This window comes from Streptomyces sp. NPDC047061, assembly GCF_040643955.1.
Classification (GTDB): Bacteria; Actinomycetota; Actinomycetes; order Streptomycetales; family Streptomycetaceae; genus Streptomyces.
In genome coordinates this window covers 1-21,684 of the sequence record NZ_JBEYVI010000014.1, presented here as the reverse complement: position 1 = coordinate 21,684, position 21,684 = coordinate 1, and the positions used below count along the sequence as shown (strand labels likewise).

Below are 21,684 nucleotides of genomic sequence, written 5' to 3'. Positions count from 1 at the left end.
GCTCCCGATTCAAACGCCGGCCGGGGACGTCCGCAACGCCCTCCCCTCCCCCTCCCCCGGAAACTCGGCAGGATCGTGCAAGCCTCCGGTGCGATCGCCCTAACGTTCCCGCAGCTCAGACTGGTTTGCTCGAAGAACCGGATCCCCCGGCGACTTCCACCGCGACCTTCACGGAGCACTTCATGGCACTCGACTCGTACGTCGGTCTCGGCCGGTCCGGGCTCAAGGTGAGCCCCTTCTGCCTCGGCGCGATGAACTTCGGCGAGGACGGCGGCTTCGGCTGCTCGGTCGAGGAGTCGGAGAAGATCCTCCAGACCTATCTCGACCTCGGCGGCAACTTCGTCGACACCGCCAACTTCTACACCAACGGCCACTCGGAGGCGATCCTCGGCGACTTCCTCGCCGCCCGCCCCGGCCGCCGCGACCGCCTGGTGCTGGCCACCAAGTTCTTCGGCAACCTGCACCTCGGCGACCCCAACGGCGGCGGCGCCGGGCGCAAGGCGATCGTCGGCCAGCTGGAGGACTCGCTGCGCCGGCTGCGCACCGACCACATCGACGTGTACTGGCTGCACAACCACGACCGGTCCACCCCGGTCGAGGAGACCCTGCGGACGCTCGACGACCTGGTGACGGCCGGCAAGATCCGGTACGTGGGCTTCTCGGACACCCCGGCCTGGTTCACCGCCAAGGCCCACACCATGGCGCTGCTGCGCGGCTGGACGCCGGTGACGGCGCTGCAGATGGAGTACTCGCTGCTGGAGCGCACCATCGAGGGCGAGCTGATCCCGCTCGCCCAGGACGCGGGGATGGGGCTGCTGCCCTGGTCCCCGCTCAGGAGCGGCTTCCTGTCCGGGAAGTACCGCAAGGGGCGGGGCGCGCCCGCCGACGCCCCGCGGGCCGCCGTCCTCGGGCAGCCCGACGAGGCCGAGTTCACCGTGATCGAGGCGCTCGCCGCCGTCGCCGAGGAGATCGGCACCGGTTCGGCCGCCGTGGCGCTGTCCTGGGTGCAGAACCGCGCCGGCGTCACCTCCACCCTCATCGGCCCGCGCACCCTCGGCCACCTGGAGTCCAACGTCGCGGCCCTCGACGTCCGCCTGACGCCGGAGCAGACGGCCCGGCTGGACGAGGTGTCGGCCCCGGCCCTCAACTTCCCCCACGACCTCAACCGCCGCGTCGGCACCATGCTCCAGTACGCGGGCGCCACGGTCGACGGCGTGCCGAGCGCGGTGTATCCGCCGCTGCTGGAGAGCACGGCCCGCTACTGATCAGGGTCGTCGTCCGACCGTATGTGGGTGAGCTTGGCCGGGTTGGTGACGACGTAGACACCGGAGACCTGGTCGCCGTCCGGGGTGAGGTCCATGACCATCACGGCGTACGGGGAGTCGCCCGAGAACAGCACCGCCGCGTCGTCGCCGTTGACACCGCGGTAGCGGACCTCCAGGTCCCCGGCGCGCCGGGAGGCGTAGCCGGCCAGCATGCGGGCGGCCTTCTCCCGGCCGTGGACCGGTCGCAGCCCGGCCCCCTGCCGGGCGCCGCCGCCGTCGATCCAGACCGTCACGTCCGGGGCGAGGATCTCCAGGAGCGCCTGCAGATCGCCGCCGAGGGCGGCCTCGACGAACCGTTCGGTCGCCTCCCGCCGGACCCGGGGACGGGCCCGGTAGCGGGGGCGGCGGGCGTGTACATGGGCGCGGGCCCGGTGGGCGACCTGACGGACGGCGGCGGGGCTGCGGTCGAGCATTGCGGCGATCTCGGTGTGGGGATAGCCGAACACCTCGTGGAGGACGAACACCGCCCGCTCCAGCGGGGTGAGGGTCTCCAGGACCACCAGCATCGCCAGGGAGACCGAGTCGTTGCGGACCGTGCGGTCGGCGGTGTCCGGGGCGAGGCCGGTGCCGGCGTCGGTGACCAGGGGTTCGGGCAGCCACGGACCCACGTACGTCTCACGGCGGGAGGCGATGGCCGTCTGCCGGACGAGGGCGTGGTTCACCGCGATCCGGACGAGGTAGGCGCGCGGGTTGCCGATCTCCGCCAGCGGCGCCCGGCGGTTCTTGCCGGACCAGGACAGCCAGGTCTCCTGGAGCACGTCCTCCGTGTCGGCGACGCTGCCGAGCATGTTGTAGACGACGGAGAACAGCAGCTCGCGGTGGTCGGTGAAGAGCCAGGTCGCGGTGTGCTCGGGGCTGTCCTGCCGGTCTCCGGTACCGGGGAACGTGTTTTCGGTGCCGGGTGACGTGCTCATCCCTGTTCCTCGTAGGTGATGTGGTACGTGGCCGCGACGGGATTGATCCTGGCGGGATCCAGGCGCCCCTCGGTGTCGTCGGTCGTCGCCTTGACCGCGAACGCGGGCGGCAGCGGAATCCGGCCGGGCCTGGTGGCCTCCGGTGCCGGCAGGATGAAACGGTCTTCAGGCACGCGCGCGCTCCTTCTCGCCCGGTGTGGGCTTCCTGCCGCCGAACGCCTCTTTCCGGATGACGTCGAGGAGGCTCGGAGCGCCCTCCGTGGTGCGGACGTCGACGAAGGCGCGCACGTGGCCGTCACCGACCGCCTCGCGCAGCAGCACGTTTCCCAGATCCGCCCGCGAGGTGAACCGGCCGGGCAGGCGCGAAGTGCCGACCTGGTAGGCGCTGACGGCAGCCGTGTCGAAGAGGCCGGCAGGACGGACGACGGTCCACCGGCGGTCGCCGTCGCGCACGATCTCCTCCATCCGCCGCATGTCCTCGTACACGGTGCGCCCCATCGTGCGCGCGATGAGGGGTTCGAGCACCTTCCGGAAGAGGAAGGTCTCGCCGGGCGCCGGCACGCCGAAGAGCACGGTCGAGGACACGCACACCAGGCGCCGCACGCCGTGTTCCGTCATGGCCCGCGTGATGTGGGTGATGCCCTGCGAGTACACGGTGACGGGGTTTCGGCCGTACGGCACGCCGAGCGTCGAGATCACCGCGTCCTGACCGGCCACGACACGTGCCACGGCGGCCGGGTCGAGCACGTCCGCACCGGCCACCCGCAGCCGCGGGCCGCTCGGCGGGAACGCCTCGGGGCGGCGGGTGACGGCGGTGACCGTGTGCCCTTCGGCGATCCCCTGCGCGGTGACCTGCCGCCCGGTCGGCCCGTTGGCGCCGAATATCACGAGTTTCACGTACTTCCCCTCTCCTGCCGGGCTTGGGTGTGCGCACGACGGCGTCGGCCAAGCCGCTTCTGTCACTGGGAGGGGTCCGGGGGCGCCGAGTGTGACACCCCGCTCTGGGGTGAGACGTGAACCACACGAGCAGAACTCACCACGGAGTTTCCGGCCCGGTGGGGGTCCTCTTCATCCGGCGGAAAACAAAGTCGGCTACCACAGAGGCAGGAACCCGCAGGACAGGAGACGGACCATGTGCAGGCATCAGCCCCCGTGCCCCGGCGCCGACCACCCCGGCAGCCACCCGGCCGTCGTCGTCTCGGCCCATCCCGAACAGGGCTGGAGCCTGCTGTGCGACGGCACGATCGTCTTCGACGACACCGGTGAACTCCTGCCCGACGGACGGACCGTGAGCCCTCATCGGCCCCCGGCCGCCGCCGTCCGAGTGGCTGTCAGTCCTCCTCGGCGGTGAAGTCCAGGCGGTCGAGCCGCTCGGGGTCGGCCAGGATGTACATCTCGGTGATCCGGCCGTCGGCGATGGTGACCGCCATGACGGAGAGCGGGCGTCCCTCGGGCGCGGTGACCATGCCGACGGCACCGTTGACCAGCGCGAGCCGCGCCCAGCCCGCGAACTGCCGGAAGGTGAACGCGCCTTCGGCCACCGCCCGGGCACCGCGCAGCACCTTGGACGCGGCGGCGCCGCGCACCAGCGCCCCCGAGTCGACACGCAGCACCACATCGGGGTGCAGCACGGCGACGAGCGCCTCGAAGTCACCGCCCCGGGAGGCGGCCAGGAAGGCCTCCAGCACCTGGCGCTGCCGCCCGAGGTCGGGGTCGGCGGCGGGCGTGGCCCCCTGGACCCGGCGGTGGGCCCGGCTGGCCAGCTGCCGGGTGGCCGCCGCACTGCGCTCCACGACCGTCGCGATGTCGTCGAAGGGCACCGCGAACATGTCGTGCAGGACGAACGCCAGCCGCTCGGCGGGTTCCAGCGTCTCCAGGACGATGAGGAGGGCTAGCCCGACGGAGTCCGCCTCCAGCACCTCCTGTTCGGGGTCGACGCCCGACAGCGGCCGGATCACCGGGTCCGGGACGAACGTCTCGTCGATCGGCTGCTCGCGGCGCGCCGTACGGGAGCGCAGCATGTCGAGGCAGACCCGGCCGACCACCGTGGTCAGCCAGCCCCCCAGGTTCCTGATCTCGTCCGCGTCGGTCCGTCCGAGCCTGAGCCAGGCCTCCTGGACCGCGTCCTCGGCCTCGGCGAGCGAGCCGAGCATCCGGTAGGCCACCGCGCGCAGTTGACCGCGGTGTTCCTGGAAACGGCCGGCCAGCAGTTCCGCGTCCATGGTCATGTCCCCCCGTTTCGCCACGGCCGCAGACTATGCGGACCCGCCACGCCCGCAACCTCTTTTGCGGGACGTCACGCCTCGTCGCGGGCGAGTTTCAGCAGCCGGTCCAGGACCCGCGGCGCGCCGGTGCGCAGCCCGTCGTGCTCGAACTCGTCGGTGACCCAGGTGCGCAGGCCCCGGACGGCCCGTGCGGTCGCCAGCGAGTGCCCGGCGTCGACGTACATGTCGTCGTGGTAGACGGCGGCTGCGACCGGGACCTCGTTGGCGGCGAGGCGGGCCGGGTCGTACAGCGGCTGCCAGTCGGTGCGGGCGGCGAGCAGCTCCGCCGCCTCCTTCAGCGGGCGCAGGGACGGGTCGCTCTCGAACGTCCAGGGGTGCACGGTCTCGCCCGTGAACAGCACCGGGGCGTCGTCCGTGAGCGCCTTCGCCGCGTCGAACTGCGGGAACTCGGCGCGGACCCGCTCGGCCGCCCAGGCGGTGGGGCGGGCGTCCTGGCCGTAGATCGGCTCGTGGACCAGGGCGTACAGCGGGTTGCTCGCGTACGACAGCAGGCCCAGGGCCTGCTCCTGGAAGGCGTCGGAGAGTTCGGGGCCGGACGGGGTGCGGACGAAGGCGTCCTCCAGGAGGAAGTGCAGGCGGTGGCTGCCGTCGCTCGTGCCCAGCATCAGGCCGAGGGACTGGAAGGCCTCGACGGTGAGCCGGTAGCCGCCCGGCAGCAGCACCTCGCGGTCGAGGAGGTGTTCGGCGATCCGCCGGACCCGCTCGACGTCCATCGGGTAGCGGTCGTAGTGCGCGGCGACCTTGCGCTCGATGCGCGGGTAGGCGGCGCGGTACACGTCGTCGGCGTGCGCGTCGAGGGACGGCAGGCCACCGGTGATCACGGAGGTCCTGAGGCCCTCCGGGAAGAACGACAGGTACGTCACCGTGCAGAAGCCGCCGAAGCTCTGCCCGAGAGTCGTCCACGGGGCGCCCCCGGTGACCTGGGGCCGGATCGCCTCGCAGTCCCGGACGATCGAGTCGGAGCGGAACCGGGCCAGGTGGTCGGCCTGGGCGGCCGGGCCGCCGCGCAGCGGCAGCGTCTGCCGGTTGACCGGGGTGGAGCGGCCGGTGCCGCGCTGGTCGAGGAGCAGCACGCGGTACTCCTGCAGGGCCCGGTCGAGCCAGGCCTGGCGCCCGACAAAACGATTCGCCCCGAAACCGGGTCCACCCTGCAGATACAGCAGCCAGGGCAGCTCCCGGTCCGCCTTGTCGCTCGCGACCGCCTCCCGTGCGTACAGCTCGATGGTCTCGCCGTCCGGGTCCGCGTGGTCGAGGGGGACGGTGAAGTGGCGGTCGGTGAGGACGACGCCGGGCTGGCGGTAGCTGAGGCTCAACGGTTCTCCCGGGACGGACGGATGGTCGCGCCCCAGTTCAGCACACGTCCTGGGACGGTCCACCCCCGGGATCATGAAATCGTTACTGAATACCCGATCAGCGGGCGGCGAGGCTGGAGCGGCGCACCACCAGTTCCGGCTGGAGGACCACCCGGCGGTGCTCGTGCGGTGCCCGGCCCTCCCGGTCCTCGGTCTCCTCCAGGAGGAGGTCGGCGGCCATCGCCCCCATGGTGACGGCGGGCTGGCGGACCGAGGTCAGCGGTACGGCGGCCGCGGCGGCGAACTCGATGTCGTCGTAACCGACGATGGCGAGGTCGTCCGGGACGACCACCCCGGCCGCGTACATGGCCTGCAGGACGCCGAGGGCCAGGAGGTCGTTGGCGCAGAACACGGCGGTGGGCCGGTCGGCGAGGCCGAGGAGGCGGGCGCCCGCGTCCCGGCCGGCGGCCACGTCGAGCCGCTCGGTCGGCAGCTCGCGCAGCGCCTCGGGGCCGAGTCCGGCCTCGGCGAGGGCGTTCAGGGCGCCGGTGCGGCGGTCACGGACCTGGTTGAAGCCGGGCGGGCCGCTGACGTACGCGATCGAGCGATGCCCGGCGTCGACGAGATGGCGCACGGCCAGCGCGCCGCCCGCCACGTCGTCGACGCTGACCGAGCACTCGGTGGTGCCCTCGGCGACCCGGTCGACCAGGACGAAGGGGATGCCGTGCCGGCGGAAGGACTCGATGTTGCGGCCGGTGGCGTCCGCCGGGGTGAGCAGGACGCCGCGCACCCGCTGCTCGGCGAAGAGCGACAGGTACTCGGCCTCCTCGCCGGCGTTCTGCGCGCTGTTGCAGACCATCACGCCGAGCCCGGCGTCCCGGGCCGCCCGCTCGGCGCCCCGGGCCACGTCCACGAAGAAGGGGTTGCCCATGTCGAGGACGAGCAGGCCCATGATCCGGCTGCGGCCCGCGCGCAGCTGGCGGGCGGACTCGCTGCGGACGTAGCCGAGCCGGTCGATCGCCGACTGCACCCGCGCCCGGGTCTCGCCGGCGACGGTGTCCGGACGGTTGATGACGTTCGAGACCGTACCCACCGAGACTCCGGCGGCACGGGCGACGTCCTTGATACCCACCGACTGGACCATCGGGCGAGACCTCCAGGAACATGGACGGCGCCTTCACCACGCGGAAGGGCACATCGGGAAGGGCTTCACATTACGACATGACTCGCACACCGGTCCGGGTCAGGCGGGCAGGGCGAAGTCGACGACATGGAGCGCGGAGGGTGTCGTACCGCTCGATGTCTCCTGATACATGAACGACAGCACGTTGTCGGCCTTGACGCGCAGCTCGTCGATCACCACCTCGCCGAAGGCGTTCAGGTCGCTGCCGTCGTGCAGGAGTGCCCAGTCGGAGTACCCGGAGGCCTTGGACGCGCCGGCGATCCGGCCGTGGGGGAACACGGCGTAGGCGTTGTCGTACTTGTCCAGGACCAGCTTGGTGCGCTGGCTGGAGTTCAGGGCGACCGGGATCTCGGTCTTCTGCCAGGTGCCGGAGGCGTTCTTGCGGACGTGGAAGGCGCGCCCGTTCGCGGTGCGGTCGGCGACGTAGTCGGTGGTGCACTGGCCGAAGCGGCCGGGGACGTAGCTGATGATCGCGTGCGGGAGTCCGGTGGAGTCGGTCCACTGGCTCTCCTGGTTCATCAGGGAGTGGTCGGGGTTGAGGGAGTCGACGACCAGCCCGGAGTCGGTGACGGCGACGGTGTCCGAACTGCCGGTGGTGGCGACCAGGGTCCCGGCGTCGTTGCGCCAGGTCCGGCCGCGGTCCGTGGAGTAGACGTAGCCGGTGTCGTGGTTGGTGATGCCGCCGCTGTTGCACATCACGGCGGCGTTCTGCTCGCGCCAGGTGAAGAAGGCGTGCAGCCGCCCGTTGACGTCGTAGTCGATGCCGTGCAGGTACATGTTGCGGGCGGTCGACGAACCGTGCTCGCTCGTGTACGTCCCGGTGGAGCTGCTCCACTCCCCCAGCGCGGTCCAATTCGAACCGTCGTACTCCGCGAGGGCGTTGCGGCCGTTCCCGGAGACCCCCACCCGGTAGCTGAGCTGGAGCTTTCCCTCGGGGGTGGAGACGAACTGTGGGTAGGTGAACTGGGAGGTGAGCGAGACACCGTCCAGAGACGTCTGTACGGCGCCGAAGACGGCCGAGGTCCAAGCGGTGGAGCCGGGGTTGTCGAGCAGTGCGGCCACCGACTTCACGTAGAAGAAGCCGTCGCTGTGCGAGTCCATGTTGAGGTGGAGCCGGCCGTCGGTCTTCGACACGCCCATGGAGATGACGTTGTGCGAGTCGCTGGACTTGAGCTGGTGGGCGAGGGTGACGGTGGACCAGGACGACCCGCCCAGCACCCGGCGTCCGATCACCGCGTAGCCGGTCGAGGTGTACCAGCCGGCGTACTGGTAGCCCTTGTACGTGAACAGGCCGTTCTTCTGGAAGGAGTTGTTGTTGACCAGGCCGTCGTAGGAGACGAAGAAGACGGCCTGGGCGTCCAGTTGGGTGCTCTGCTGCTTGTTCACCGACGGTCCTGGGTCGGCCGCGCGGGCGGTGCCGGCGGCGAGTGCGGGGGTGGCCACGGCTCCGACGAGGGCGGCACCCAGCACGGTACGTCTCTTCACGAGCGGCTCCTGGAAGGGGGGACGGGTCAGGCGAGGTGGAACACCTCGGTGAGCGGTTTCATCGCCTCGTCGGGACGGGCGCCGTCGAGGGCTTCGAAGAAGGGGCCCATCTCGGTCTGCCAGCGGGAGTTGACCTCGGTGGCCTCCATACCGGCGCGGGCGGCCTCGAAGTCCTCGGTCTCCAGATAGCCGACCAGCAGGCCGTCGTCGCGCAGGAAGAGCGAGTAGTTGTTCCAGCCGGTGGCGGAGAGCGCCGCACGCATCTCCGGCCACACGGCGGCGTGGCGTTCGCGGTACTCGGCGAGGCGGTCCTGCCGGACCTTGAGGAGGAAACAGACGCGCTGCATGAAGTACCGCCCGGCTGCTAGAAGTTGAACTGGTCGATGTTCTTCGCGTCGAACACGGTCGGCTTGCCGAGGTTGATCACACCGTCCTTGCCGATGGTGTAGGTCGTGTCGCCGGCCTTGAAGGTCTCGCCCTCCTTGCCGGTGATCTGCCCGGAGACGAGCGCGACGGCGGTACGGGCGGCCAGGTCGCCGAGCTTGGCCGGGTCCCACAGTTCGAAGCCCTCGACGGTGCCGTTCTTGACGTACTGGCGCATGTCGTTGGGCGTGCCGAGACCGGTCAGCTTGACCTTCCCCTTGTACTTGGAGCCGGACAGGTACTGGGCGGCCGCCTTGATGCCGACGGTGGTCGGGGAGATGATCCCCTTGAGGTCCGGGTACTGCTGGAGCAGGCCCTGGGTCTGCTGGAAGGACTGCTGGGCGTCGTCGTTGCCGTAGGCGATCTTGACCAGCTTGACGTTCTTGTACTTCGGGTCCTTCAGCTCCTCCTTCATGTACCCGATCCAGGTGTTCTGGTTGGTCGCGGTCTGCGCGGCGCTGAGGATCGCGATCTGGCCCTTGTACCCGATCTGCTCGGCGAGCAGCTGCACCTCGGTACGGCCGAGGTCCTCGGCGCTGGCCTGCGAGACGAAGGCGTCGCGGCAGCCGGCGTTGGTGTCGGAGTCGTAGGTGACGACCTTGATGCCGTTGCTCATGGCCTGCTTGAGGGCGGTGCACAGGGCGCCGGGGTCCTGCGCGGACACGGCCATGGCGTTCACCTGCTGCTGGGTCAGGGTGTTGACGTACGAGACCTGCCCGGAGGTGTCGGTCGCGCTGGAGGGCCCGACCTCCTTGTACTTGCTGCCCAGTTCGGTGAGCGCCGTCTCGCCGCCCTTGTCGGCGGAGGTGAAGTAGGGGTTGTTGACCTGCTTGGGCAGGAACCCGACGGTGAGGCCCTTCTTCAGCGCCGCGTTCGGGTCGGCCTTGGCGGTGGAGGTGGCCGCCGCCGACTCGTCGCTGCCGGAGTTGTTCTTGGTCGTACCACCACAGGCGGTGGCGGCGAGGGCGAGGGAGGACACGGCGGCGAGTGCCACACAGGCACGCCGGAGGGACGACTTACGCATGACGGGTTCCTTCTGAAGTAACGGCTCTGGAAGCGCCCCTTCTTCTTCCTTCAGGGGCGCTGGGGGTACCCCCGGCCGAAGGCTGGGGGAGGAACTGCGCGACCAGCCACATACGGCCCGCAGCATTCAGACGGTCTTGGCCGCCCTGTGCCTTGCAAGAGAGATCTGCCGGGCAACCCTCGGCCCAAGCACCGAGACAACAAGCAACACACCGGTCACCACGATCTGGGACTGCGCGGACACGTTCAGCAGACTCATCACGTTCTGCAACGCCCCGAGCAGGAACACCCCGGCAATCGCCCCGCCCAGCGTCCCCCGGCCCCCGTCGAAGTCGATGCCACCGAGCAACACGGCCGCCACAACGCTCAGTTCGAGCCCGGTCGCGTTGTCGTACCGCGCACTCGCGTAGTGCAGCGCCCAGAAGATCCCGGTGAGCGAGGCCATGAAGCCGGTGGCGACGAACAGGATCAGCTTGTTGCGCCTGACGCGGATACCCGCGAACCGCGCCGCCTCCTCGCTCGCCCCCACGGCGAACAGCGACCGCCCGAACGGCGTGGCGTGCAGCACCACCACGGCGATCACCAGCAGCACCAGGAACGGCAGGAAGGCACGTGGCAGGAACGTGCCGCCGAGCCGCCCCGCCGCGAAGTCCAGGTACTGGGTGGGGAAGTCGGTCACCGCGTCGGAGCCGAGGACGATCTGCGCGATGCCCCGGTAGGCCGCGAGCGTGCCGATGGTGACGGCGAGCGAGGGCAGTCCCAGCCGGGTCACCAGCAGTCCGTTGACCAGCCCGCAGACCACACCCAGCAGCAGGCACAGCGGGATGATCGTCTCGATCGCCATGCCCTCGTTCCAGAGCTTGCCCATGACGGCGCCCGAGAGTCCGGCGGTCGACGCGACCGAGAGGTCGATCTCGCCGGCAACGACCAGCAGCGTCATCGGCAGGGCGATCAGCGCGATGGGCAGCGTGTTGCCGATCAGGAAGGACAGGTTGAGCGAGTTCCCGAAGCCGTCGACGAAACCGAACGACAGCAGCAGGAGGACGATCAGCAGCGCACCGACGACCGTGTCCCAGCGGACCGCGCGTGTCAGGGAGTCAGGCATGGCGGGCGTTCCTCTTCTTCAGGGCGGAGGCCACCCGCGACGCGACGATCCGGTCGACGGCGATGGCGAGCAGCAGCAGGAAGCCGTTGATGGCGAGGACCCACACGGAGCTGACCCCGAGGGCCGGGAGCACGCTGTTGACGGAGGTGAGCAGCAGCGCGCCCAGCGCGGCGCCGTACACGCTCCCGGAGCCGCCGGTGAATACCACGCCGCCGACCACCACGGCGCTCACGACGGTGAGTTCGTAGCCGTTGCCGGTGCTGGAGTCGACGTTCCCGAACCGGGCCAGGTACATGGCCCCGGCGAGCCCGGCGAGGGCGCCGCAGAAGGTGTAGGCGGTGAGGATCCGCCTGCGGACCGGGATGCCGGCCAGCCGTGCGGCCTCCGGGTTGGAGCCGAGGGCGTACAACTCCCGTCCGCTGCCGAAGTGTTTGAGGTAGTAGGCGGTGGCGACGAGGACGGCGAGGGCGATCAGGGCCAGCCAGGGGACGGCCGACAGGCCGCCGGAGCCGAAGTCGACGAAGGAGCCGGGCAGGTCGCCGGCCGTGATCTGCCGGGAGCCGACCCAGATGGAGTCGACGCCCCGGATGATGTACAGCGTGCCGAGGGTGACGACGAGCGCGGGGACCTGTCCGAGGCTGACGAGCAGGCCGTTGAGCAGTCCGCAGCCGATGCCGAGCAGGACGGCGAGGACGATCGCGACGACCGTGCTGCCGCCGCCGTGCAGGTAGTCGCCGGCGGCGAAGGCGGTGATGCCGAGGGTGGAGCCGACGGACAGGTCGACGTTCCGGGTGATCACCACCAGGGACTGGCCGGTGGCGACCAGCACCAGGATGGTGGCGTTGAGCAGCAGGTCCTTGATGCCCTGCTCGGAGAGGAACTCGCTGTTGCCGGCCTGGGTGACGGCGATCATCACCAGGAAGACGACGAGGATGGCGAGTTCGCGCATCTTGAACACCCGGTCGACGAGCCGGGTCCCGGCGGACTCGGGCGTCTCGGCGACGGGGGTCGGTTCGGAGGTGGTCACCGTCATGCGGCGGCCCTCCCCGTGGCTGCGGCCATCACGGTTTCCTCGCTGGCTTCGGAGCGCGGGATCTCGGCGGTGATCCGGCCCTCGTGCATCACCAGCACGCGGTCGGCCATGCCGAGGATCTCGGGCAGGTCGGAGGAGATCATCAGGACGGCGACCCCGTCGGCGGCCAACTCGCCGAGGAGGCGGTGGACTTCGGCCTTGGTGCCGACGTCGATGCCCCGGGTCGGTTCGTCGACGATCAGCACCTTGGGCCCGGTCGCGAGCCATTTGGCGAGGACGACCTTCTGCTGGTTGCCGCCGGAGAGGGTGGAGACGGCGTCGGCGATCCGGGCGTACTTCACCTGGAGCCGGACCGCCCAGTCGAGGGACCTGCTGCGTTCGGCGCCCCGGTCGACGAGGCCCGCCCTGACGGTCGTACGCAGCCCGGTCAGGCCGATGTTGCGCTCGATGGACATGTCCATCACGAGGCCCTGTGCGCGCCGGTCCTCGGGGACGAGGGCGAGGCCCGCGGACATCGCGACGGAGGGTGCGCCGCTGGTCAGTCTCCGTCCCCTGACCTCGACTTCGCCGGCGTCCCAGCGGTCGACGCCGAACACGGCACGGGCGACCTCGGTCCGGCCGGCGCCGACCAGTCCGGCGAGGCCGACGATCTCGCCGGACCGCACCTCGAAGGAGACGTCGGTGAAGACCCCTTCACGGGTCAACCGCCGCACGCTCAGGGCGACTTCGCCGGGGCGGACGTCCTGCTTGGGATACAGCTCGGCCAGGTCCCGGCCGACCATCCGGCGTACGAGGTCGTCCTCGGTCATGCCGTCGACGAGCTCGCTGGCGATCCAGGCGCCGTCCCTGAGGGTGGTGACGCGCCGGCAGATCTGGAAGATCTCCTCGAGTCGGTGCGAGATGAAGAGCACCGCGGCGCCCTGGTCGCGCAGGGTGCGGACGACGCCGAAGAGGCGGGCGACCTCGCTGCCGGTCAGGGCCGCCGTCGGCTCGTCCATGATCAGGACCCGGGCGTCGAAGGAGAGTGCCTTGGCGATCTCGACGATCTGCTGGTCGGCGATGGACAGGCCGCGGGCGGGGCGGTCGGGGTCGAGGGCGACACCGAGCCGCTTCATCAGGGCGGTGGTGGCCGCGCGGGTGGCCTTGTGGTCGATCCGGCCGAGGGCACGCCGGGGCTGCCGGCCCATGAAGATGTTCTCGGCGATCGACAGGTCGGGGAAGAGCGTGGGTTCCTGGTAGATCACGGCGATTCCGGCGTCGCGGGCGTCGCCGGGGCCGTGGAAGACGACGGGCTCGCCGTCGAGCAGCACCTGGCCGGCGTCCGGCCGGTGCACTCCGGCGAGGGTCTTGATCAACGTCGACTTGCCCGCGCCGTTCTCCCCGGCGAGGGCGTGCACCTCGCCGGGGAACAGCTCCAGGGAGACGTCCCGCAGGGCGCGGACGGCACCGAAGGACTTGGAGACGTCCTTCAGCGCCAGCACCGGGGCCGGTCCCGTGTCGGACGGGTGGGTCATGGGGGCTCCTCGACGACACCGGCGGGACGGCTCTGGCCGCCCTCACCGCGTCGTGAAAGGTTTCAACTGGATTGCCGGGACCGTAGGCACCACGGGCATGTCACGTCAATGGGTCCGTATCGAAAAAATTTCGATAGCCTAAGGTCACGGCGGAGTCACGGAGAACGGGGTTGACCGGAGTGCTTGACACCCTTTCGGCGGACTCATACTTTGCCGTTCTGAATCGTTTCATCATTCACTCCGGGAGCCCCTAAGTGACCGACCTCGTCGCGGTGAAGGCCGCACTGAAGACCCAGGCCGTCGAGACGCCGTCATGGGCGTACGGAAACTCGGGGACCCGTTTCAAGGTGTTCGCCCAGCAGGGCGTACCGCGCTCGCCGAAGGAGAAGCTGGACGACGCGGCGCAGGTGCACGCCGTGACCGGGGTCGCGCCCACGGTCGCGTTGCACATCCCGTGGGACAAAGTCGACGACTACGCGGACCTTGCCAAGCACGCCGAGGAGCGGGGGCTGGAGCTGGGCGCGATCAACTCCAACACCTTCCAGGACGACGACTACCGGCTGGGCAGCATCTGCCACCCGGAGGCGGCGGTGCGCCGCAAGGCCGTCGACCATCTGCTGGAGTGCGTCGACATCATGGACGCGACCGGGTCGACGGACCTGAAGCTGTGGTTCGCCGACGGCACCAACTACCCGGGGCAGGACGACATCCGGGCACGCCAGGACCGGCTCGCCGAGGGGCTGGCCGAGGTGTACGACCGGCTGGGCGAGGGGCAGCGGATGCTGCTGGAGTACAAGCTCTTCGAGCCGTCCTTCTACACGACCGACGTTCCGGACTGGGGGACGGCCTACGCCCACTGTCTGAAGCTGGGGCCGAAGGCACAGGTGGTGGTGGACACCGGCCACCATGCGCCGGGCACCAACATCGAGTTCATCGTGGCCACGCTGCTGCGGGAGGGGAAGCTCGGCGGCTTCGACTTCAACTCGCGGTTCTACGCGGACGACGATCTCATGGTGGGCGCCGCGGACCCGTTCCAGCTGTTCCGGATCATGTACGAGGTGGCGCGCGGGGGCGGGCTCACCGCGGAGGTGGCCTTCATGCTCGACCAGTGCCACAACATCGAGGCGAAGATCCCGGCGATCATCCGGTCGGTGATGAACGTGCAGGAGGCGACGGCGAAGGCGTTGCTGGTGGACCGGGGGGCGTTGGCGCAGGCGCAGGCCGCCGGGGATGTGCTGGGGGCGAATGCGGTGCTGATGGATGCATATGACACGGATGTGCGGCCGTTGCTCAGGGAGGTGCGGGGCGAGATGGGGTTGGACCCCGACCCGCTGGGGGCGTACCGCCGGTCCGGGTGGGCCGAGAGAATTGTCGCTGAGCGAGTTGGAGGACAGCAGGCTGGTTGGGGTGCGTAAGCGTCTGCCCTGAACTGTTTCGTCGCGGACTGCGGGCCGGATGTGGCTGGTCGCGCAGTTCCCCGCGCCCCTGAAGGGGCGCGTTGCAGTCCCGCTCCTTCAACGAATCAGGAATTCTTGTGACCACCCATCCCGAAGCCTCCGCCCTCCTCTCCCGGTCCCATCGCCTCGGTGCCGACCCCCGCAACACCAACTACGCCGGCGGGAACACGTCCGCCAAGGGCACCGCCACCGACCCCGTCACCGGTGGTGAGGTCGAGCTGATGTGGGTGAAGGGGTCCGGCGGGGACCTCGGGACGCTCACCGAGGGCGGGCTCGCCGTGCTGCGGATCGACCGGCTCCGGGCGCTGGCCGGTGTCTATCCGGGCGTCGAGCGCGAGGACGAGATGGTCGCCGCCTTCGACTACTGCCTGCACGGCAGGGGCGGGGCAGCGCCCTCCATCGACACCGCCATGCACGGGCTGGTGGAGGCCGCGCACGTGGATCATCTGCACCCGGACTCCGGGATCGCGCTGGCGTGTGCGGCGGACGGGGAGAAGCTCACCGCCGAGTGTTTCGGGGACACCGTGGTGTGGGTGCCGTGGCGCCGGCCCGGGTTCCAGCTCGGCCTGGACATCGCCGCCGTCAAGGCCGCCAACCCACGGGCCGTGGGATGCGTCCTCGGCGGGCACGGGATCACCGCCTGGGGCGACAGCTCCGAGGAGTGCGAGCGGAACTCGCTGCACATCATCCGCACCGCCGAGGCGTTCCTCGCCGAGCGCGGCAGGCCCGAGCCCTTCGGGCCCGTGGTCGAGGGGTACGGCGCGCTGCCCGAGGGCGAGCGGAGGGAGCGGGCCGCCGCGCTCGCGCCGTACGTCCGGGCGATCGCCTCCCAGGACAGGCCGCAGGTCGGCCACTTCACCGACTCCGAGGTCGTCCTCGACTTCCTGGCGCGGGCCGAGCATCCACGGCTCGCGGCGCTCGGGACGTCGTGTCCGGATCACTTCCTGCGGACGAAGGTACGGCCCCTCGTGCTCGATCTTCCGGCCACCGCCCGGCTGGACGAGGCGGTCGCGCGGCTGCGCGAGCTGCACGCCGCGTACCGGGAGGAGTACGCCGCCTACTACCGGCGGCACGCCCTGCCCGACTCCCCCGCCATGCGCGGCGCCGACCCGGCGGTCGTGCTGGTGCCCGGCGTCGGCATGTTCAGTTTCGGCAAGGACAAGCAGACCGCCCGCGTCGCGGGTGAGTTCTATGTGAACGCGATCAACGTGATGCGCGGGGCCGAGGCCGTGTCGGCGTACGCACCGATCGAGGAGTCGGAGAAGTTCCGGATCGAGTACTGGGCGCTGGAGGAGGCCAAGCTCCGGCGGCTGCCGAGGCCGAAGGCGCTGGCGACCCGGGTGGCGCTGGTGACCGGGGCCGGCAGCGGGATCGGGAAGGCGATCGCGCACCGGCTGGCGGCCGAGGGGGCGTGTGTCGTGGTCGCCGATCTCAATGCCGAGGGGGCCGCTGCCGTCGCGGAGGAGCTGGGCGGGGCCGACAAGGCGGTCGCGGTCACCGTCGACGTGACGGACGAGGAGCAGATCGCCGCCGCCTTCCGGGCCGCCGCGCTGGCCTTCGGCGGGGTCGACCTCGTCGTCAACAACGCCGGGATCTCCATCTCCAAGCCGCTGCTGGAGACTTCGGCGCGGGACTGGGACCTGCAGCACGACATCATGGCCCGCGGATCCTTCCTGGTGTCGCGGGAGGCCGCCCGGGTGATGATCGCGCAGGGGATCGGCGGTGACATCGTCTACATCGCGTCGAAGAACGGCGTGTTCGCCGGTCCGAACAACATCGCCTATTCGGCGACGAAGGCGGATCAGGCGCATCAGGTGCGGCTGCTCGCCGCCGAGTTGGGTGAGCACGGGATCCGGGTCAACGGGGTGAACCCGGACGGTGTGGTGCGGGGATCCGGGATCTTCGCCGGGGGGTGGGGGGCTCAGCGGGCCGCCGTGTACGGGGTGGAGGAGGCGAAGCTGGGCGAGTTCTACGCCCAGCGGACCATCCTCAAGCGCGAGGTGCTGCCCGAGCACGTGGCGAACGCCGTGTTCGCGCTGACCGGTGGCGAACTCACCCACACCACCGGGCTGCACGTGCCCGTCGACGCGGGTGTGGCGGCCGCGTTCCTGCGATGAGCTCCCCGAAGTCGTATGCGGCGGTCGACCTGGGCGCGTCCAGCGGGCGGGTGATGGTCGGCCGGGTGGGCCCGGACTCGCTGAAGCTCACCGAGGCACACCGGTTCGCGAACCGGCCGGTGCGGGTGCCGGAGGGGCTGCGCTGGGACGTACTCGCCCTGTACGCCGGGGTGTTGGAGGGGTTGCGGGCCGCAGGTGCCCACTGCGGTGGACGGCTCGACTCCGTCGGCATCGACAGCTGGGCCGTGGACTACGGGCTGCTGGACGGCGACGGCGCGCTGCTGGGCAACCCGGTGCACTACCGGGACGCCCGCACCGAGGGCGTCGCCGAGCAGGTGTGGGCGACGCTGCCCGCGCCGGAGCTGTACGCCCGTACGGGCCTGCAGTACGCGCCCTTCAACACCCTGTACCAGCTGGCGGCCGCCCGGTCGGACGCCCAGTTCGCCCTGGCCGGGCGCCTGTTGCTGATCCCGGATCTGCTCTCCTACTGGCTCACCGGCGAGCAGGGCACCGAGCTGACCAATGCCTCCACCACCCAGCTGATCGATCCCCGGACACGCGACTGGTCGTACGAGGTCGCGGACCGCTTGGGGATCGACCTCGGGCTGTTCGCGCCGCTGCGGCGGCCCGGGGATCCGGCCGGGGTGCTGCGGCCCGGGGTGCTGGAGGAGACGGGGCTGACCGGGCCGGTGCCGGTGACCGCCGTCGGCTCGCACGACACCGCGTCCGCGGTGGCCGCCGTACCGGCGGACGGGGAGCGGTTCGCCTACATCTGCACCGGCACCTGGTCGCTGGCCGGTCTCGAACTCACCGCCCCGGTGCTGACCGAGGAGAGCCGGGCCGCCAACTTCACCAACGAACTGGGGCTCGACGGCACGGTCCGCTATCTCCGCAACATCATGGGGCTGTGGCTGCTCCAGGAGTGCGTACGGGCCTGGGGCGAGCCGGAGTTGGGCGGGCTGCTGCGGGAGGCGGCCGGCGTGCCGGCGCTGCGGTCGGTGGTGGACGCGGGGGACGCCGCGTTCCTGGCCCCCGGCCGGATGCCGGAGCGGATCGCCGAGGCGTGCCGGGCCTCGGGGCAGCCGGTGCCCGGGACGCCCGGTGAGATCACCCGGTGCATTCTCGACTCCCTGGCGCTCGCCCACCGGCGGGCGGTCGCGGAGGCGCAGCGGCTCGCGGACCATCCGGTGGACACGGTGTACGTGGTGGGCGGTGGCACCCGCAACGCGCTGCTCTGCCAGCTCACCGCAGACGCCTGCGGGCTGCCGGTGGTGGCGGGCCCGACGGAGGCGGCGGCTCTGGGGAACGTGCTGGTCCAGGCCCGTGCGCACGGTCTGGTCGGTGATCTCGCCGGCATGCGGCGGCTGCTCGTCCGCTCCCAGCCGCTGACCCGGTACGCGCCACGCGGCGGCACCGCCCGCTGGGCGGCGGCCGAGGCACGGCTGACCGCCCGGTGACCGGGCCGCACCGGTCACCCGGTGACGGCTCCCGACTCGCCGCACCGCAACCGGGTCTCCCGCTGATAGCACCGGCCCATTACGCTGCACTCATCCGATGATCGACCTCGAGGAGCCGCGATGCGTGTCGCTCTTTTCCTGACCTGCGTCAACGACACGCTCTATCCGGACACCGGCCGTGCCGTGGTGAAACTCCTGACCAGGCTGGGCGTCGAGGTCGATTTCCCGATGGCGCAGACCTGCTGCGGACAGGCCCACTACAACACCGGCTACCGCCATGAGGCGGAACCGCTTGCTCAGCATTTCTCCGATGTCTTCGGAGGCTACGAGGCGATCGTGACCCCGTCCGGGTCCTGCGGGGCGATGGTGCGGGAGCTGTACCCGAGGATGGGCGAGCGGGCGCGGGCGGAGGGACGCGGGAGCGGGCTGGCGGCGGCGCTGGCGCCGGTGGTGCCGAAGACGTACGAGCTGACGGAGTTCCTGGTGGACGTCCTGGGGGTGACGGACGTCGGGGCATATTATCCGCACTATGTCACATACCACCCGACCTGCCACGGGTTGCGGAGTCTGGGCCTCGCCGACCGCCCCCGCCGCCTCCTCCAGGCCGTCAAGGGCCTGGAGCTGGTGGAGCTGCCGGGCGCCGAGGAGTGCTGCGGTTTCGGCGGCACGTTCGCGCTGAAGAACGCGGACGTCTCGGCGGCGATGGGCACCGACAAGGTGCGCAACGCCGAGTCGACCGGCGCCGAGGTGCTGTGCGCGGCCGACAACTCCTGTCTGATGCACATCGGCGGCACCATGACCCGGCTCGGCAGCGGGCTGCGGCCGGTGCACATCGCGGAGATCCTGGCGAGCACCAAGGAGGACCCGGCCGCATGAGCGGAACGTTCGTCGGAATGCCGGCCTTTCCGAAGGCCGCGCACGAGGCCGTCAACAACCCCACCCTGCGCGGGAACCTGCGCCACGCCACGCACACCATCCGCGCCAAGCGGGCCAAGGCGGTCGCCGAGGTGTCCGACTGGGCCGCCCTGCGCGAGGCGGGCAAGCAGATCAAGGACCACACGCTCCGTCATCTCGACCGCTATCTGGTCCAGTTGGAGGAGGCGGTGACGGCGGCGGGCGGTACGGTCCACTGGGCCGCCGACGCCGACGAGGCGAACCGGATCGTCACCGAACTCATCGAGGCGACCGGTGAGTCGGAGGTCGTGAAGGTCAAGTCGATGGCCACCCAGGAGATCGGGCTGAACGAGGCGCTCCAGGCCGCGGGCATCCGGGCCTACGAGACCGATCTCGCCGAGCTGATCGTGCAGTTGGGCCACGACCGGCCCTCGCACATCCTCGTCCCCGCCATCCACCGCAACCGGGGCGAGATCAGGGACATCTTCCGCCAGGAGATGGGCGCGTGGGGGCGCCCGGCGCCCGAGGGCCTCACCGACACCCCGGCCGAACTCGCCGAGGCGGCCCGGCTCCACCTCCGCGAGAAGTTCCTGCGCGCGAAGGTCGGCATCTCCGGCGCCAACTTCATGGTCGCCGAGACCGGCACCCTGGTCGTCGTCGAGTCCGAGGGCAACGGGCGGATGTGCCTCACCCTCCCCGAGACGCTGATCTCGGTCGTCGGCATCGAGAAGATCGTGCCGACCTGGCAGGACCTGGAGGTCTTCCTGCAGACCCTCCCCCGCTCCTCCACCGCCGAGCGCATGAACCCGTACACCTCGACCTGGACGGGCACCACCGACGGGGACGGACCGCAGACCTTCCACCTGGTGCTCCTGGACAACGGCCGCACCGACACCCTCGCCGACGAGGTCGGCCGCCAGGCCCTGCGCTGCATCCGCTGCTCGGCCTGCCTCAACGTCTGCCCGGTCTACGAGCGGGCGGGCGGCCACGCCTACGGCTCGGTCTACCCGGGCCCGATCGGCGCCATCCTCAGCCCCCAGCTGCGGGGCACCGCAAGCGAGATCGACGCCTCCCTGCCGTACGCGTCGTCGCTGTGCGGGGCCTGCTACGAGGTCTGCCCGGTCGCCATCGACATCCCCGAGGTACTGGTGCACCTGCGCGAGCGGGTCGTTCAGGGCGGCGAGGCGGTCCGCAACGGCAACAAGGTGCTGCTCAAGCCGGCCAAGGGACACGCGGCCGAGCGGGCGGCGATGCGCGCGGCCCGCTGGGCCCTCTCCCACCCGGCCGCCCTGCGCACCGGCCAGCGGCTCGCGTCCCGCAGCCGCCGCCTGCATCCCCGTACGCTGCCGGGCCCCGGCCGGGCGTGGAGCGGGACCCGGGACCTGCCCGCCGTACCGGCGGAGCCGTTCAGGGACTGGTGGCAGCGGACCGGCGGCACAAAGGACGGCGCGAAGTGAACAGCAGGGAACAGATCCTGGGCCGGGTACGGCGGGCGCTGGACGGGGTACGGGACCAGGACAGGCCCGTCGAGCGGACGTATCTGCGCGAGCACGGTACGCGCAGTGCCGCCGAGACGGTCGACCTGCTGGCCGAGAACCTGGCGGACTACCGGGCGCTCGTGCACCGGTGCACCCAGGACGAACTGGCCGCCACGATCGGGCGGCTGGTCGCCGAGCGCGGTTCGAGGTCGGTGGCCGTACCCACCGGACTCCCCCCGCAGTGGCTGGCGGCGACCGAGGCCGAGCAGGTCACGGACAGCGCCGGGAGCACCCCGCACGAACTCGACCAGGTCACCAGCGTGGTCACCGCGTGCGCGGTCGCCGTCGCCGAGACCGGGACGATCGTGCTGGACGGCGGCCCGGACCAGGGCCGCCGCCGGATCACCCTGATCCCCGACCACCACATCTGCGTCGTACGGGTCCCCGACCAGGTCGTCTCCTCCGTACCCCAGGCCCTCGAACGACTCGACCCGGCCCGCCCGTTGACCTGGATCTCCGGCCCTTCGGCCACCAGCGACATCGAACTGGACCGGGTCGAGGGCGTACACGGCCCACGCACCCTCGAGGTGATCCTCGTCGGCGACGACCGGCCGGCCCGGCGGGGCCCCCCGGCCGGCGGGCGGCGACACCCCCGGGGGGCCGGGGGGAAAGATGCCGGTCGGGCCGGTCACCCACAGA

Annotated in this window: 19 protein-coding genes and 1 pseudogene; 8 read left to right on the top strand and 12 right to left on the bottom strand. The window is 70.9% G+C overall.

Annotation, left to right across the window (positions count from 1 at the left end):
* Positions 1–182 precede the first annotated feature (182 nt).
* Entirely contained in the window at positions 183–1,265 is a 1,083-nt protein-coding gene (locus ABZ887_RS21175; RefSeq protein WP_361291619.1) for an aldo/keto reductase, read from the top strand.
* Here ABZ887_RS21175 and sigJ (ABZ887_RS21170) read toward each other — a convergent pair.
* The 3 genes from sigJ (ABZ887_RS21170) to ABZ887_RS21160 are packed head-to-tail and all read right to left on the bottom strand — an operon-like array spanning position 1,259 to position 3,136.
* On the bottom strand, positions 1,259–2,239 hold the full coding sequence (gene sigJ / locus ABZ887_RS21170; protein ID WP_361291617.1) for an RNA polymerase sigma factor SigJ: 981 nt from the start codon (positions 2,237–2,239) through the stop codon (positions 1,259–1,261). The two genes, ABZ887_RS21175 and sigJ (ABZ887_RS21170), sit on opposite strands and share 7 nt — an antisense overlap.
* A complete protein-coding gene (locus tag ABZ887_RS21165; protein ID WP_361291615.1) occupies positions 2,236–2,412 on the bottom strand; it encodes a hypothetical protein in 177 nt (58 codons plus the stop codon). Before ABZ887_RS21165 ends, sigJ (ABZ887_RS21170) begins: the two co-directional genes overlap by 4 nt.
* On the bottom strand, positions 2,405–3,136 hold the full coding sequence (locus tag ABZ887_RS21160) for an NAD(P)H-binding protein (protein WP_361291613.1): 732 nt from the start codon (positions 3,134–3,136) through the stop codon (positions 2,405–2,407). The genes ABZ887_RS21165 and ABZ887_RS21160 overlap by 8 nt, the downstream gene beginning before the upstream one ends.
* Before the next feature lie 235 nt (positions 3,137–3,371).
* On the opposite strand from ABZ887_RS21160, the gene ABZ887_RS21155 reads away from it, so the two are divergent.
* Positions 3,372–3,590, top strand: a complete 219-nt coding sequence (locus ABZ887_RS21155) for a DUF5999 family protein (protein WP_361291611.1) — start codon at positions 3,372–3,374, stop codon at positions 3,588–3,590.
* Here the strand turns inward: ABZ887_RS21155 and sigJ (ABZ887_RS21150) are convergent.
* The 9 genes from sigJ (ABZ887_RS21150) to ABZ887_RS21110 all read right to left on the bottom strand — a co-directional run bounded on the left by sigJ (ABZ887_RS21150) (position 3,571) and on the right by ABZ887_RS21110 (position 13,582).
* Positions 3,571–4,467 carry an RNA polymerase sigma factor SigJ gene (gene sigJ, locus ABZ887_RS21150; protein ID WP_361291935.1) on the bottom strand — a complete coding sequence of 299 codons (897 nt, stop codon included), beginning with the start codon at positions 4,465–4,467 and terminating at the stop codon, positions 3,571–3,573. The two genes, ABZ887_RS21155 and sigJ (ABZ887_RS21150), sit on opposite strands and share 20 nt — an antisense overlap.
* Positions 4,468–4,535: 68 nt before the next feature.
* Complete coding sequence (locus tag ABZ887_RS21145; protein ID WP_361291609.1) at positions 4,536–5,837, bottom strand: alpha/beta fold hydrolase; 1,302 nt, start codon at positions 5,835–5,837, stop codon at positions 4,536–4,538.
* Between the two features lie 97 nt (positions 5,838–5,934).
* Entirely contained in the window at positions 5,935–6,960 is a 1,026-nt protein-coding gene (locus tag ABZ887_RS21140; RefSeq protein ID WP_361291607.1) for a LacI family DNA-binding transcriptional regulator, read from the bottom strand.
* Between the two features lie 99 nt (positions 6,961–7,059).
* Entirely contained in the window at positions 7,060–8,484 is a 1,425-nt protein-coding gene (locus ABZ887_RS21135; protein WP_361291605.1) for a BNR repeat-containing protein, read from the bottom strand.
* Positions 8,485–8,510: 26 nt separating this feature from the next.
* Positions 8,511–8,831, bottom strand: a complete 321-nt coding sequence (locus tag ABZ887_RS21130; RefSeq protein WP_361291603.1) for an L-rhamnose mutarotase — start codon at positions 8,829–8,831, stop codon at positions 8,511–8,513.
* A gap of 17 nt (positions 8,832–8,848) precedes the next feature.
* Positions 8,849–9,931 carry a rhamnose ABC transporter substrate-binding protein gene (gene rhaS / locus ABZ887_RS21125; RefSeq protein ID WP_361291601.1) on the bottom strand — a complete coding sequence of 361 codons (1,083 nt, stop codon included), beginning with the start codon at positions 9,929–9,931 and terminating at the stop codon, positions 8,849–8,851.
* 126 nt (positions 9,932–10,057) lie between these two features.
* Positions 10,058–11,035, bottom strand: a complete 978-nt coding sequence (locus tag ABZ887_RS21120; protein WP_361291599.1) for an ABC transporter permease — start codon at positions 11,033–11,035, stop codon at positions 10,058–10,060.
* Positions 11,028–12,068 (bottom strand): ABC transporter permease, encoded by a 1,041-nt coding sequence (locus tag ABZ887_RS21115; RefSeq protein ID WP_361291597.1) that lies wholly within the window; start codon positions 12,066–12,068, stop codon positions 11,028–11,030. The genes ABZ887_RS21120 and ABZ887_RS21115 overlap by 8 nt, the downstream gene beginning before the upstream one ends.
* A complete protein-coding gene (locus ABZ887_RS21110) occupies positions 12,065–13,582 on the bottom strand; it encodes a sugar ABC transporter ATP-binding protein (protein WP_361291595.1) in 1,518 nt (505 codons plus the stop codon). The genes ABZ887_RS21115 and ABZ887_RS21110 overlap by 4 nt, the downstream gene beginning before the upstream one ends.
* Positions 13,583–13,836: 254 nt before the next feature.
* Between ABZ887_RS21110 and rhaI the strand changes: the two genes are divergently transcribed.
* From rhaI to ABZ887_RS21080, 6 genes and pseudogenes are all read left to right on the top strand, one after another.
* Entirely contained in the window at positions 13,837–14,997 is a 1,161-nt protein-coding gene (gene rhaI / locus ABZ887_RS21105) for an L-rhamnose isomerase (protein ID WP_361291593.1), read from the top strand.
* A gap of 119 nt (positions 14,998–15,116) precedes the next feature.
* Entirely contained in the window at positions 15,117–17,156 is a 2,040-nt protein-coding gene (locus ABZ887_RS21100) for a bifunctional aldolase/short-chain dehydrogenase (RefSeq protein WP_361291591.1), read from the top strand.
* On the top strand, positions 17,153–18,613 hold the full coding sequence (locus tag ABZ887_RS21095) for a rhamnulokinase family protein (protein WP_361291589.1): 1,461 nt from the start codon (positions 17,153–17,155) through the stop codon (positions 18,611–18,613). The genes ABZ887_RS21100 and ABZ887_RS21095 overlap by 4 nt, the downstream gene beginning before the upstream one ends.
* Positions 18,614–18,733: 120 nt before the next feature.
* A complete protein-coding gene (locus tag ABZ887_RS21090; protein ID WP_361291587.1) occupies positions 18,734–19,489 on the top strand; it encodes a (Fe-S)-binding protein in 756 nt (251 codons plus the stop codon).
* Positions 19,486–20,964 (top strand): LutB/LldF family L-lactate oxidation iron-sulfur protein, encoded by a 1,479-nt coding sequence (locus ABZ887_RS21085; protein ID WP_361291585.1) that lies wholly within the window; start codon positions 19,486–19,488, stop codon positions 20,962–20,964. Before ABZ887_RS21090 ends, ABZ887_RS21085 begins: the two co-directional genes overlap by 4 nt.
* Positions 20,961–21,584, top strand: a pseudogene (locus tag ABZ887_RS21080) (LUD domain-containing protein); the annotation flags it as partial. The gene ABZ887_RS21085 and the pseudogene ABZ887_RS21080, both read left to right, overlap by 4 nt.
* Positions 21,585–21,684 lie beyond the last annotated feature (100 nt).

Bases quoted from the DNA above. Each gene is read 5' to 3' on its own strand.
- sigJ (WP_361291617.1), bottom strand. From the start codon at position 2,239: ATGAGCACGTCACCCGGCACCGAAAACACGTTCCCCGGTACCGGAGAC.
- ABZ887_RS21115 (WP_361291597.1), bottom strand. From the start codon at position 12,068: ATGACGGTGACCACCTCCGAACCGACCCCCGTCGCCGAGACGCCCGAG.
- ABZ887_RS21155 (WP_361291611.1), top strand. From the start codon at position 3,372: ATGTGCAGGCATCAGCCCCCGTGCCCCGGCGCCGACCACCCCGGCAGC.
- ABZ887_RS21095 (WP_361291589.1), top strand. From the start codon at position 17,153: ATGAGCTCCCCGAAGTCGTATGCGGCGGTCGACCTGGGCGCGTCCAGC.
- ABZ887_RS21175 (WP_361291619.1), top strand. From the start codon at position 183: ATGGCACTCGACTCGTACGTCGGTCTCGGCCGGTCCGGGCTCAAGGTG.
- ABZ887_RS21090 (WP_361291587.1), top strand. From the start codon at position 18,734: ATGCGTGTCGCTCTTTTCCTGACCTGCGTCAACGACACGCTCTATCCG.
- sigJ (WP_361291935.1), bottom strand. From the start codon at position 4,467: ATGACCATGGACGCGGAACTGCTGGCCGGCCGTTTCCAGGAACACCGC.
- ABZ887_RS21130 (WP_361291603.1), bottom strand. From the start codon at position 8,831: ATGCAGCGCGTCTGTTTCCTCCTCAAGGTCCGGCAGGACCGCCTCGCC.
- ABZ887_RS21120 (WP_361291599.1), bottom strand. From the start codon at position 11,035: ATGCCTGACTCCCTGACACGCGCGGTCCGCTGGGACACGGTCGTCGGT.
- ABZ887_RS21110 (WP_361291595.1), bottom strand. From the start codon at position 13,582: ATGACCCACCCGTCCGACACGGGACCGGCCCCGGTGCTGGCGCTGAAG.
- rhaS (WP_361291601.1), bottom strand. From the start codon at position 9,931: ATGCGTAAGTCGTCCCTCCGGCGTGCCTGTGTGGCACTCGCCGCCGTG.
- ABZ887_RS21140 (WP_361291607.1), bottom strand. From the start codon at position 6,960: ATGGTCCAGTCGGTGGGTATCAAGGACGTCGCCCGTGCCGCCGGAGTC.
- ABZ887_RS21085 (WP_361291585.1), top strand. From the start codon at position 19,486: ATGAGCGGAACGTTCGTCGGAATGCCGGCCTTTCCGAAGGCCGCGCAC.